The organism is Streptomyces sp. NPDC024017 (assembly GCF_040638895.1).
Taxonomy (GTDB): Bacteria; Actinomycetota; Actinomycetes; order Streptomycetales; family Streptomycetaceae; genus Streptomyces.
Genome location: NZ_JBEZYZ010000019.1, coordinates 34,144 through 46,529, shown reverse-complemented (window position 1 = coordinate 46,529; position 12,386 = coordinate 34,144). Strand labels below are relative to the sequence as shown.

Annotated in this window: 12 protein-coding genes; 7 read left to right on the top strand and 5 right to left on the bottom strand. The window is 73.3% G+C overall.

Features of this window, described 5'->3' with window-relative positions; translation table 11 throughout:
• Positions 1–20 precede the first annotated feature (20 nt).
• The 5 genes from AB0G20_RS36425 to AB0G20_RS36405 all read right to left on the bottom strand — a co-directional run bounded on the left by AB0G20_RS36425 (position 21) and on the right by AB0G20_RS36405 (position 4,194).
• Entirely contained in the window at positions 21–1,208 is a 1,188-nt protein-coding gene (locus tag AB0G20_RS36425; protein WP_361310330.1) for an NAD(P)/FAD-dependent oxidoreductase, read from the bottom strand.
• A 40-nt stretch (positions 1,209–1,248) separates the two neighbouring features.
• Positions 1,249–1,482 (bottom strand): phosphopantetheine-binding protein, encoded by a 234-nt coding sequence (locus tag AB0G20_RS36420; RefSeq protein WP_361310328.1) that lies wholly within the window; start codon positions 1,480–1,482, stop codon positions 1,249–1,251.
• 34 nt (positions 1,483–1,516) lie between these two features.
• Entirely contained in the window at positions 1,517–3,100 is a 1,584-nt protein-coding gene (locus AB0G20_RS36415; protein ID WP_361310325.1) for an amino acid adenylation domain-containing protein, read from the bottom strand.
• Positions 3,101–3,170: 70 nt separating this feature from the next.
• Positions 3,171–3,884, bottom strand: a complete 714-nt coding sequence (locus AB0G20_RS36410) for an LmbU family transcriptional regulator (RefSeq protein WP_361310323.1) — start codon at positions 3,882–3,884, stop codon at positions 3,171–3,173.
• Positions 3,885–3,954: 70 nt separating this feature from the next.
• Complete coding sequence (locus AB0G20_RS36405) at positions 3,955–4,194, bottom strand: MbtH family protein (RefSeq protein ID WP_361310321.1); 240 nt, start codon at positions 4,192–4,194, stop codon at positions 3,955–3,957.
• Positions 4,195–4,881: 687 nt separating this feature from the next.
• On the opposite strand from AB0G20_RS36405, the gene AB0G20_RS36400 reads away from it, so the two are divergent.
• From AB0G20_RS36400 to AB0G20_RS36370, 7 genes are all read left to right on the top strand, one after another.
• Positions 4,882–5,628: an alpha/beta fold hydrolase gene (locus AB0G20_RS36400; protein ID WP_361310319.1), complete on the top strand. Its 747-nt coding sequence runs from the start codon at positions 4,882–4,884 to the stop codon at positions 5,626–5,628.
• A gap of 26 nt (positions 5,629–5,654) precedes the next feature.
• The gene (locus tag AB0G20_RS36395) at positions 5,655–6,647 is read left to right on the top strand and encodes an AfsR/SARP family transcriptional regulator (RefSeq protein WP_361310316.1); all 993 of its coding nucleotides are present in this window, start codon (positions 5,655–5,657) and stop codon (positions 6,645–6,647) included.
• A 154-nt stretch (positions 6,648–6,801) separates the two neighbouring features.
• Positions 6,802–7,980 (top strand): serine hydrolase domain-containing protein, encoded by a 1,179-nt coding sequence (locus tag AB0G20_RS36390; protein ID WP_361310313.1) that lies wholly within the window; start codon positions 6,802–6,804, stop codon positions 7,978–7,980.
• Positions 7,981–8,037: 57 nt separating this feature from the next.
• The gene (gene argC, locus AB0G20_RS36385; RefSeq protein WP_361310311.1) at positions 8,038–9,066 is read left to right on the top strand and encodes an N-acetyl-gamma-glutamyl-phosphate reductase; all 1,029 of its coding nucleotides are present in this window, start codon (positions 8,038–8,040) and stop codon (positions 9,064–9,066) included.
• Positions 9,063–10,214, top strand: coding sequence for a bifunctional glutamate N-acetyltransferase/amino-acid acetyltransferase ArgJ (gene argJ, locus AB0G20_RS36380; RefSeq protein WP_361310309.1), 1,152 nt, complete (start codon positions 9,063–9,065; stop codon positions 10,212–10,214). The genes argC and argJ overlap by 4 nt, the downstream gene beginning before the upstream one ends.
• Entirely contained in the window at positions 10,211–11,152 is a 942-nt protein-coding gene (gene argB / locus AB0G20_RS36375; RefSeq protein ID WP_361310306.1) for an acetylglutamate kinase, read from the top strand. Before argJ ends, argB begins: the two co-directional genes overlap by 4 nt.
• Positions 11,149–12,366 carry an acetylornithine transaminase gene (locus AB0G20_RS36370; RefSeq protein ID WP_361310303.1) on the top strand — a complete coding sequence of 406 codons (1,218 nt, stop codon included), beginning with the start codon at positions 11,149–11,151 and terminating at the stop codon, positions 12,364–12,366. The genes argB and AB0G20_RS36370 overlap by 4 nt, the downstream gene beginning before the upstream one ends.
• The last annotated feature ends 20 nt before the right edge of the window (positions 12,367–12,386 follow it).

Sequence of the window (12,386 nt, the reverse complement as noted above, 5' to 3'; positions counted from 1 at the left end):
CAGACAAGCGGGGTCGTCGCTCAGCTCTGGTCGAGGAGGGTCAGGAGTTCGTCGTTGTAGAAGTCGTCGATGGAAATGGCCCCGGACAGCGTCGAGAAGTACCGGTTGATGTGCTCCTGGTGTCCGACCAGCTTGCGGAGCATCTCCGTGCGTCCCTCGGGCTTCAGTTCGGCGACGTTGAGCGCGCCCTGGTAGTGGTTGAGGGCCTCGTTGCCCAGCTCGTTCTCGTAGCGCCTGAGCGCCGTACCGAGCGCGGCGTCCTCGTGCAGCCGGTCCCCGATGAGGTCGGTGAGGGACTGGGCCTGCACGAAGGCCTCGGTGATGCCGCGGGCAGTGATGGAGTCCTTGTGGTTCACGGCGTCGCCGACCAGCACCCAGCCGGGGCCGTAGGCCTTGCGGAAGTAGTTCTCCTGGTGGCCCGTGCCGTAGAGCTGCTCCTCGCGCTTGCCCGACTGCATCCGCTCGTACAGCTCGGGGGCCGTGGTGCGGAACGCGTCGAGGTAGGCGGGTTCGACGTTCTTGCGGACCTGGTTGTAGTCGGCCTGCGGGAAGTACGCCATGAGCAGCGTCAGGTCGTCGTTGGTGGGCAGCACGCCGATCCAGCGGCCCGGACGCTCGTACAGCTCGAAGTCGGCGGGGACCCCCGACCAGTAGCTGTAGTAGGTGGTGGTCATGCGCGGGTGCTCGATGACGTTCTCGGCGCCGGCCTTGCGGGCCACCAGTGAGCGCATGCCGTCCGCGCCGACGACCAGGCGGGCCCGGTCCGTCGCCTCGGTGCCGCCGGGCGTCGTGTACCGCACTCCGACGACCCGGTCGTCCTCCCACACCAGGTCCTTGACCGCGCAGCCCTGGCGGAACTCCACGCCGGCCGCCACCGCGCCCTCGGCGAGGATCGGGTCGAGCACGTACCGACGCGGCGCGTAGGTGGTCGTCAGGCCGTCGATGGGCAGGGAGAAGCCCTCGATGCGGACGTCGGGCCCCTGGTAGATCTGGTGGGTGATCGGCTGGGCGCCCGACTCGCGGATCCGGTCGAGCAGTCCCCACCGGTTGAGCAACGCCACGCCCTGCATGTGCAGGTAGTGCGAGGAGAGCGTGTCCTGCGGGAAGCGCGCTTTCTCCAGGAGCAGGACGCGGTAGCCCTGCTGCGCGAACAGCATGGCCGTCGGCGATCCCGCACAACGGGCACCTATGACAATGACGTCGTACATGGCGCGCCTCTCTTACCAGTAGTTTTTCGACACGGGGCGGCTACGGCGCGGTCGTCGCAGCCTGGGATTCGATGTACGCGGAGATGGACGCCACCGTCGGGTTGAGGAACAACTGGTCCATCGGGACCTCCACGCCCAGTTCCTCGATGTAGGCGCCCTGGATCCTCACCATGACCAGGGACTGGCCGCCCAGGGCGAAGAAGTCGTCGTCGACGGAGATGTCGTCGCGCTGGAACTCCCGGCACCAGATGGCACGCACGCGGTCGGCAATCATCGCTGTCCTCTCGGTTGTCGTCGCCGGTCGCCGGTCAGGCCGCCGTGCCGCTGCCGGCGTACTGCTCGCGGCGGGCATCGGCCAGCGCCGCGCGGTCGACCTTTCCGTGCGGGCTGAGCGGGAGCCGGGCGATGGTCAGGAAGCGGGCGGGCACCATGTTCCGCGGCAGCGTCCGCAGCAGACGGGCGCGCACGTCGTCCGTGTCGAGGTCGTCCCCGGCGGGGACGAGGAACGCGGTCAGCTCGGCGTCGCCGGCGTCGGTGGGGGTGACCACCACGGCGGCCTCCCGGACGCCGTCCAGCCGGGCGAGGGCGCGCTCGATGTCGGTGGGGTCGATGCGCATGCCGCGCACCTTGACCTGGGCGTCGATCCGGCCGAGGACGACGAGGTCGCCGGCCTCGGTCACATAGCCGCGGTCGCCCGTGCGGTAGATCCCGACCTGTTCGCCGCCGGCCTCGACGGTGGTGAACTTCCGGTTCTCGGGGCCCGCGTTGAGGTAGCCCGCGCCGACGCCGGCGCCGGCGATGCAGATCTCGCCCTGCTCGCCCGGCGCGACGTGGCGCAGGTCCTCGTCGAGGAGGTGGATGTCGGTGTTGTAGGCGGGCCGGCCGACGGGCGGGACGTCCTGCTCCCCGGGGCGGTGGCCGGCGAGGTCGTAGGAGGTCGCGACGTCCGTGCACTCGGCGACGCCGTACTGGTGCAGGAGGGTGCAGGTGTTGCCCTCGCGCCGCGCCCAGTCGGTGAGCCGTTCGGCCTTGAGCGCTTCGCCGCCGAACAGGACGTAGTCGAGCCGGGTGAGGGCGTCGCCGCCGCGGGCGGTCTCCCAGTCCACGAGCACGTACAGGGTGCTGGAGGCGCAGTGCACCACGCGGATGTCGTGCTCGGTCAGGACGCGGTAGGCCATCATGGCGTCGAAGTTGCGGCTGGCCAGGAGGTACTGGGTGGCGCCGCAGAACAGCGGCGTCATCAGGGCGCGCTGGGAGAGGTCGAAGCCGAAGGCGCTGACGACCAGGTTGTGCGAGCCGCTGTGCAGGCCGTACTCGATCTTCAGCCAGTTCATGAGGTTGAACCAGCCCTCGTGCCGCACCGCCGTCAGCTTCGGCGTCCCGGTCGACCCGGAGGTGAAGACGGCGTAGCACACGTCGTCCCCGGTGACGTCGGTGTCGGGCGCGGTGGCCGGCAGGTCCGCCAGGTGGCCGGCGAGCTGTTCCAGGTCGACGGTCTCGACGCCCGCCGACTCGACCATCCGGGCGGTCGCCGGGGAGACCGCGATCAGGGCGAGGCCGGGGACCTGGCCCAGCAGCAACTGCAGGCGCGCCGCCGGGTAGGCGGGGTCGAACGGCACGTAGGCCGCGCCCGCCTTCAGCGTGCCGAGGATGGCGACGAGCATGTCGGGCGAGTAGTCGAGGCAGACGCCGACCTTCGCGCCCCGGCCGTGTCCGCGGGCGAGGAGAAAGTGCGCGAAACGGTTCGCCTTCGCGTCCAGCTCCGCGTACGTCAGCTGCCGGCCGGCGTGGACGACGGCGACGGCGTCGGGGGTGGCCGCCACGTGCGACTCGAACTGCTTGTGGACGACGGGCGCGGAGGGCAGGGCGACCCGCTTTCCCTGAAGGATCATCAACTGGCTCCGATGTGAGAGGTGTCCGGTGGGGCGGGCCGCCGGGCGCGGGGCGCCGGGCGGGACGCCGCTAGGCGGTGCGCCGTTCGGCGGCGGGGAGATCGGCGGTCTCGAGCATCCGGGCCACCCACTTGTCGACGGGCATGCCGTGCGCGGCAGCCGCCTTCGAGTAGTGCTCGAGCTGGTCCGCGGACAGCTCGATGGTGAGCGTGGTGACCTTCTGCCGCCGCTTCTCGGCGGCCGACTCGGCCAGCCGCGGCACCTCCCGCTGCTCGTCGGCGCCGCCCGCGGGGACCTCGGCGGTGTCGCTCTGCACGGCCAGGCTGGCGCGGACCGCCCGGCGCAGCTCGTTGCGCGACCACTTCTGCTGTTCGGCCTTGCGCAGCCAGTAGTCCTGCTCCGGCGGCGACAGGCGGGTCACCTCGGCGTGGTGGGCGAAGCTGAGGCCGTCGCGCCTGCGGTGGTGCTCGAACCGCCGGGCCACCCACGCGTAGTTGCGCAGGGTCTGGTAGTCCAGCCCGGTCCGCTCGATGGCCTCCTTGTACCGCCGCCAGCCGTAGGTGGTCTCCCCGTAGATCAGCCAGTCGGCGAGCCACCACGCGGAGGAGTTCACCAACTCGCGCAGATTGCTGCCGATCCGCTCCCAGGACCGCTCCGGCAGGTTCTCCGGGAAGACCATTCCCGACTTCCGCACCGTGGCCTGGGACCCCACGAAGGACAGGACCACATCGCGCTGCGCGGGCTCACCGCCGCCTGCCGCAGGCCCCGCGCTCGCGGTTTTCACAGCGCCCCTCACAACCTTCATCTCCCCACTCAGAGTGCTTGCCTGGAACGTGCGGGCCCGCGCCGCGGCGTCAGTCCGCCGCCATGGCCTCCCGCAGGCTCTTGGGGCGCAGGTCGGTCCAGTTCTGCTCGACGTACTCCAGGCACTCGGACCTGGCCGCCTCGCCGAAGACGACCCGCCAGCCGGCGGGCACCTCGGCGAACGCCGGCCACAGGGAGTGCTGCTCCTCGTCGTTGACCACGACGTTGAAGCGGCCGTTCTCGTCGTCGAAGGGGTTCGTGCTCACCTGGGCACCGTCCTTAACCGTCATGGTGTGACTCGGGATGGGATGTCGCCGGACCGGTGCGGGACGGCACCGGGCAGGGGGCCGCCGGCCGGCGTGTCCGGTCGACGGGACACTCGGCTGTCCGGTCGACGGGACATCGGACATCGGGGGCGGCCCCGGCGTTGCCACGTCACCGTAGGGACTCGGCCATCGGCGCTTCAAGGCCGGACGGGCCCTCGGCGACAGGCCGTCCGACCGGGGCCGCAGCCGCCCGGATCGCCTGTACTTCGCCGGGCTCCTGTGCCAGCATGCCGCCCTTTTCCCACACGGGCGGCCCGCGCAGGCGGCCGGAAGACGACAGCGGCTGCCCCGCGTTCCGGGATGGGAACGCGGGGCAGCCGCTCAGCCCGTACGCGCGGGCCCGCCCCGGTTCGAGCGGTGGCGCGTGGCCCGGGGCCTTGTGGGCGGGGCCGCGACCGTCGTACGGGCTTGGCGTCCCGTCTTGCCGGTTGCCGACCCGCTCACCGTGGCGGGGCCGGTTCGAGATCCGCTCGACATCCGCTGGAGGCGGCGCGGCGTCCCGGGTGCGCCGCCGCAGGTCCGCGCCGCGCCGCCGGAGGACCGCTCGAGAACCGCCGCAGCCGCGGTCGGGGACGCCCGGTGCCCGCGCCCCGCCGGCCGCGCCCCGCGCCCTAGGGTGCGAGGACGCGTGGCCCGAGCCGAGGGAGAGCGATGGACAGCACCCGACCCGCCCTGCGCCTGTTCGTCATGCACCACGCGGGGGGTTCGCACCTGCTGTACCGCACCTGGCCGGCCGCTCTCCCGGACACCTGGGACGTGCGGCTGCTCGATGCCCCGGGCCACGGCCTGCTGCTCGACCAGCCGCAGATCCCGGACGCCGGCGCTCTCGCCGACCACCTGCTGCGCGGCATCGAGCCCCATCTGACGGGCCCCTACGCCCTGTTCGGGCACAGCATGGGCGCCCTCGTGACGTACGAGATGACCCGGCGGATCGTCGACCGGGGCCTGCCGCTGCCGGTGTGGCTCGGCCTCTCCGCGCGTACGGCGCCGCAGCCCGAACGGCCGGTCGCCGCCTACCGCGAGCCGTCCGACGAGGAACTGCGCACGCGCCTGCGACTGCTCGGCGGCACGCCCGACGCGATCTTCGCCGACCCCGAGCTGTGGGCGCTGTTCGACCCGATCATCCGGGCCGACCTGCGGCTGGTGGACACCTGGCGCCCGGTGCCCGGCGCCGCTCCGCTGCCCGTGGCGCTGTCCGCGTACGCGGGCCGCGAGGACCACTCCGCCCCGCCGCCGCGGATGACCGGCTGGGCGGAGCACACCGAGCGCTTCCTGGGCCTGCGGGTCTTCGACGGCGGCCACTTCCACTTCCAGGACGACCCCGGGCCGCTGCTGCGGCAGATCGAACGGGACGCGACCACGGCCCTCGACGCGGCGGGCGCGGCGCGGTCCGCCTGACCCCCTGGCCGACGTGGGAGGAAAGCATGCAGTTCCGCATCCTCGGTGTCGTGGACGTCTGGGACGAGCAGACGGGCCTGCGGATCCTGCCCACGGGTGCCAAGCAGCGCGCGCTGCTGGCCACGCTGGTGGTGATGGCCGGGCAGCACGTCTCGGCGCACCGGCTCATCGACGAACTGTGGGGCGAACAACCGCCCGCCGACGCCGCCAACGCGCTGCACGTCCACGTGGCCCGGCTGCGCCGCCTGCTGTCCGGCCCCGCCGGCCGGGGCTCCGCCGCGCCCGCGGAGCACTCGTGGCTGGTGACCACCGCGCGCGGCTACGCCCTCGGGCGCACCGGCGTCGACACGGACGCCGCGCGCTTCCAGCACCTGGCCGACCAGGGCCGCCGGCTGCTGCACCAGGACCCGGGGCGGGCCGGCGAGCTGCTGCGCCGGGCGCTGTCGCTGTGGCGCGGCCCGGCCCTGGAGGGCGGCGTGCTCGGCGACATCTGCGCGGGCCGGGCGGCCCAGCTGGAGGAACACCGTCTGGTGGCCCTGGAGTCGATGTACGACGCCTGTCTGCGCACCGGGCGCCACGGTGAGATCACCGGTGAGCTGGTGGAGCTGACCACCGATCACCCCCTGCGGGAGCGGTTCTACGACCTGTTGATGGTCGCCTTCTACCGCTGCGGCCGGCAGGCGGAGGCACTGGGCGTGTACGAGCGGGCGCGCGGCCGCATGGTGCGCGAACTCGGCGTCGAGCCGGGCCCCGCGCTGCGCGGCCTGCGGCAGGCGATCCTGCGCCACGACCCGTCCCTCACCGCGTCGACGCGGCCCGTTCCGGCCGGCGGGCCACCCGTGGCGGCGGACGCGGCGGCCGGCCCGGCGGCCGTCGCCGAGATGCTGCCCCTGTACGAGGAGATCACCCGCCTGCACCGCCGCATCGAACAGCTCCAGCTGGAGCAGCACCACCTGTTGCACCGCTTCGCCGAGCTGACCGCGGGCAGCTCGCCGGTGGAGCGGGTCGGCGCCGGATAGGGCACGTCGCGCAGGGCGGCGCCCGCCGGCCCCACGTGCGCCCGAGCGTACGTCCACCCGCGCCCGACACGGGCGGCCTACGGTGCCGCCGACGGACCGCACAGTTACGGCGTCAGCCAATGACAGACCATGCACAGCAACGGGGAGCGGGGAAATGACGATACGGATGAGGCCGAGAGCCGGCCTGGCCGGTCTGGCAGCCGTCCTGATCACGGCCACGGCCCTGACGGGCCCCGCCGGGGCGGCGCAGGACGCGGGAGCCCCGGCGGCCGGCCACGAGGCGACCCGGCAGGCCATCGAGGCGGCCGTCGAGGCCGGGGTCCCCGGTGTCGCCGCCGAGGCGCGGGACGCCGACGGGGTCTGGCGGACGGCGGTGGGCGTGGGCGACCTGCGCACGGGCGCGGCGCGCGGCGCGGGCGACCGGTTCCGCGTCGGCAGCATCACCAACACCTTCGTGGCGACGGTCCTGCTGCAGATGGCGGCGGAGAAGAAGCTGTCGCTGGACGACACCGTCGAGCGCCACCTGCCCGGCGTGGTCACGGGCAACGGCAACGACGGGCGCGCGATCACCGTACGGCAGCTCCTCAACCACACCAGCGGCCTGTTCGACTACCTCGCCGAGCCGGCCTACTACCAGAAGTACGTCCTGGGCGACGGCTTCCTGAAGCACCGCTACGACACCCTGACGCCCGGGCCACGCCTGGAGGTGGCCCTCTCCCACCCGCCGCAGTTCGCGCCCGGCGCCCGGCACGCCTTCTCCCACACCAACGACCTCCTGGCCGCGCTGATCGTGGAGAAGGCCGGCGGCACCTCGTACGAGAACGAGGTGCGCAAGCGCATCATCGAACCGCTGGGGCTGCGGGCGACGTCCCACCCCGGCGCGAGCACCGGCCTGCCCCGGCCGAGCGGGCGCGGGTACTCCAAGCTCTTCTTCGACACGCAGCCGGACCGGATCGACGACGTCACCGAGTTCCACGGCTCCCAGGTCTGGGGCGACGGCGACATCATCTCCAGCACCGGCGACCTGAACCGCTTCTACCAGGCGCTGATGCGCGGCAAGCTGCTGGCGCCGCGGCAGCTCGCGGAACTGAAGACGACCGTCGTCAACCCCGACCTGCCGATCTCGTCCTACGGGCTCGGCATCGAGCGGCTCGAGATGAGCTGCGGCAAGGCCCTCTGGTACCACGACGGAGGCACCGTCGGCTCACTCACGTTCGTCGCCACCACCGAGGACGGCCGCCACCAGTTCACGTTCAACTACAACGGCGACTGGGAGGTCTCCCAGCTCCTGCCCACCCTGAACGCCGAGTTCTGCGACACGACGTCCGGCTGACGCCGCGACACCACCCTCACGACGTGTGAGAACGATGCCTGTCCCCCAGGAGGTCTCATGACAGTGCGAGCAGCCGTCGCCGGAGCCAGCGGCTATGCGGGAGGCGAGCTCCTGCGCCTGCTTCTGGCCCATCCCGGCGTGGAGATCGGTGCGCTGACCGGCCAGTCCAGCGCGGGCCGGCGGCTCGGCACGCTGCAGCCGCACCTGGCCCCGCTGGCCGGGCGGGAGGTGCTGCCCACCACCGCCGACGCCCTCGCCGGGCACGACGTGGTCTTCCTGGCCCTGCCGCACGGCCGGTCGGCGGCGGTCGCGGAGCAACTCGGCGACGAGACCCTCGTCATCGACTGCGGCGCGGACTTCCGTCTGGCGGACGCGGCCGACTGGGAGACCTTCTACGGCACCCCGCACGCGGGCACCTGGCCCTACGGCCTGCCCGAACTGCCCGGCGCCCGCGCCGCGCTGGCCGGCTCCCGGCGCGTCGCGGTGCCGGGCTGCTACCCGACCGCGGTGCTGCTGGCGCTGTTCCCGGCGTACGCGGGCAGGCTGGCCGAGCCCGAGGCGGTGGTCGTCGCGGCGTCCGGCACGTCCGGCGCCGGGAAGACGCCGAAGGCGGACCTGCTGGGCAGCGAGGTCATGGGCTCCATGCGGCCGTACGGCGTGGGCGGCGGCCACCGGCACACACCCGAGATGGCGCAGCACCTCGGCGCCGTGGCGGGCCGCCGGGTCGCCGTCTCCTTCACGCCGACCCTGGCTCCCATGCCGCGCGGCATCCTCGCCACCTGCTCCGCCGCGGCGCGGCCCGGGGTCGGTGCGGACGACGTGCGGGCCGCGTACGAGAAGGCGCTGGCCGACGAGCCGTTCGCGCGGCTGCTGCCCGAGGGGCAGTGGCCGAGCACCGCGGCCGTGTACGGATCGAACACCGCGCAGATCCAGGTGGCTCTCGACCCGGCTCTCGGGCGGATCATCGCGATCAGCGCCATCGACAACCTCACCAAGGGCACCGCGGGCGGGGCCGTGCAGAGCATGAACATCGCCCTGGGCCTCCCCGAGCACCTGGGGCTCTCGACGATCGGAGTCGCACCGTGAGCGTCACAGCAGCACGAGGCTTCACGGCGGCGGGCCTCGCCGCCGGCATCAAGCAGAACGGCGACCGGGACCTGGCCCTCGTCGTCAACACCGGCCCGCGCCGCGCGGCGGCGGGCGTGTTCACCTCCAACCGGGTGCAGGCCGCGCCCGTCCAGTGGTCGCGGCAGGTCCTCGCGGACGGCTCGCTGCGCGCGGTCGTGCTCAACTCCGGCGGCGCCAACGCCTGCACGGGACCGCAGGGCTTCCAGGACACGTGCGCCACCGCCGAACGGGCCGCCGAGCGCCTCGGGCTGGACGCCGCCGACGTGGCGGTCTGCTCCACCGGCCTCATCGGCGTACCGCTGCCCATGGACCGGCTGCTGCCCGGCATCGACGAGGCCGTGCTCCGGCTGTCGGTGTCGGGGGGCGAGGACGCGGCCTGCGCCGTCATGACCACCGACACCGTGCACAAGACGGCCGCCGTCACCCGGGACGGCTGGACGGTGGGCGGCATGGCCAAGGGCGCCGGGATGCTCGCCCCGGGCCTGGCCACCATGCTGGTGGTGATCACCACCGACGCCGACGTGGAGTCCGAGGCGCTGGACCGGGCGCTGCGGGAGGCCACCCGGGTCACCTTCGACCGGGTCGACTCCGACGGCTGCATGTCCACCAACGACACCGTGCTGCTGCTGGCGTCCGGCGCCTCCGGAACCACCCCGGGGTACGAGGTGTTCGCGCAGGCCGTGCGGAGCGTGTGCGCCGATCTGGCCGCTCAGCTCGTCGGCGACGCCGAGGGCGCGAGCAAGGAGATCCGCATCGAGGTCGTGGGCGCCGCCGGCGAGGACGACGCCGTCGAGGCGGGCCGCTCCGTCGCCCGCAACAACCTCCTCAAGTGCGCCGTGCACGGTGAGGACCCCAACTGGGGCCGCGTCCTGTCCGCCGTCGGCACCACCTCCGCCGCCTTCGATCCGGACCGGCTGAGCGTCGCCATCAACGACGTGTGGGTCTGCAAGAACGGCGGCGTCGGCGAGGACCGCGCGCTGGTCGACATGTCGGGCCGCGCGGTCCGCATCACCGTGGACCTCGCCGCCGGCACGGACTCCGCCGTCATCTGGACCAACGACCTCACCGCCGACTACGTCCACGAGAACAGCGAGTACTCCTCATGAGCGCCTCACCGTCTCCCTCGCCGGTCCACTCCTTCGTCGGGGCGCTGCCCTGGATGGCGCGCCACCACGGCAAGACGGTCGTCATCAAGTTCGGCGGCAACGCCATGGTCGACGACGACCTGAAGACGGCCTTCGCCATGGACGTGCTGTATCTGCGGCACGCGGGGCTGCATCCGGTCGTGGTGCACGGCGGCGGCCCGCAGATCAACGCGCAGCTCGACCGCCTGGGCCTGGAGTCCCGGTTCGAGAACGGGCTGCGGGTCACCACCGACGAGGCCATGGACGTCGTCCGCATGGTGCTCGCCGGGCAGGTGCAGCGCGAACTGGTCGGGCTGCTCAACGTGCACGGTGCGCACGCGGTGGGCCTCACGGGCGAGGACGCCCGCCTGATGACCGCCGTCAAGCGCTACGCGCACAAGGACGGCACGCCCGTCGACATCGGCCGCGTCGGCGAGGTCACCCGGGTCGACGCCGGGATCGTGCGGGACCTCATCGACAACGGGCGCATCCCCGTCATCTCCTCCATCGCCCGGCCCGAGGACGACAAGGACGCCGCCGAGGGCGGGGTGTTCAACGTCAACGCCGACACCGCCGCCGCGGCCGTCGCCGCCGCGCTCGGCGCCGAGATGCTGCTGATCCTGACCGACGTCGAGGGCCTGTACCGGAACTGGCCGCACAGCGACGAGGTGATCCCCCGCCTGACCGCCGGCGAACTGGCCAAGCTGCTGCCCGGCCTGGCCTCCGGGATGGTCCCGAAGATGGAGGGCTGCCTGCACGCCGTGAACAACGGGGTGCACAGCGCCCGCGTCGTCGACGGCCGGGTCAAGCACTCGCTGCTGCTGCAGCTGTTCACCGACGAGGGCACCGGCACGGTCGTCGTGCCGGACGCCGACGCCGGCATCGGCGCCGGTGCCGGTGCCGAGAGGGCGACGGCATGAGCGGCGGCGCGGACCCCGCCGGGGCCAACGCGGCGCTGACCCGCCGCTGGCAGGGCGCCCTGATGGACAACTTCGGCACCCCCCGGCTGCCGCTGGTGCGCGGACAGGGCACCCGGGTGTGGGACGCGGAGGGCGTCGCGTACCTCGACTTCGTCGGCGGCATCGCGGTCAACGCGCTCGGCCACGCGCACCCCGCGGTCGTCCGGGCCGTCGGTGAGCAGATCGCCTCGCTCGGGCACGTGTCGAACCTGTTCCTCGCCGAACCGACCGTGCGCCTGGCCGAACGCCTGCTGCGGCTGGCCGGGCGCGAGGGGCGGGTGTACTTCTCCAACTCGGGCGCCGAGGCCAACGAGGCCGCCTTCAAGATCGGCCGGCTGACCGGACGCCCGCACATGGTCGCGGCCACCGGCGGCTTCCACGGCCGCACCATGGGCGCCCTGGCCCTCACCGGCCAGTCCGCCAAGCAGCAGCCCTTCCGGCCGCTGCCGGGCGACGTCACGCACGTGCCGTACGGCGACGCCGGGGCGCTGCGTGCCGCCGTCACCGAGCGCACCGCGCTGGTGGTGCTGGAGCCCGTCCAGGGGGAGAACGGCGTGATCGTGCCGCCGCCCGGCTATCTGCGGGCCGCCCGCGAGATCACCGCGGCGACCGGCACCCTGCTCGTGCTGGACGAGATCCAGACCGGCATCGGGCGCACGGGGCGCTGGTTCGCGGCCGAGGCCGAGGGCGTCGAGGCGGATGTCGTCACCCTCGCCAAGGGCCTGGGCGGCGGCCTGCCGATCGGCGCGACGCTCGCCTTCGGCACGGCGGCGACGCTGCTCACGCCCGGCACGCACGGCTCCACCTTCAGCGGCAACCCCGTGGTGTGCGCGGCGGCCCTGGCCGTCCTGGACACCGTCGAGGAGGAGGGTCTCCTCGACGCCGTGACCCGCGCGGGCGAGCGGCTGCGGCGGGGTCTGCGGGCGCCGGACCACCCGTTGGTGCGCGAGATCCGCGGCGCCGGTCTGCTGCTGGGCGTCGTGCTCGACGGCGAGGTGGCGGCGCGGGTGCAGCGGGCGGCGCAGGACCGGGGCCTGCTGGTGAACGCGGTGGCGCCGGACGTCATCCGGCTCGCCCCGCCGCTGACCGTGACCGACGGCGAGGTGGACACCTTCGTCGACGGCTTCCGGGCCGCGCTGTCCGAGACCCTCGAGGAGGCGCTGACGACGGCTTGAAACCGGCCGGACGCCGCTGC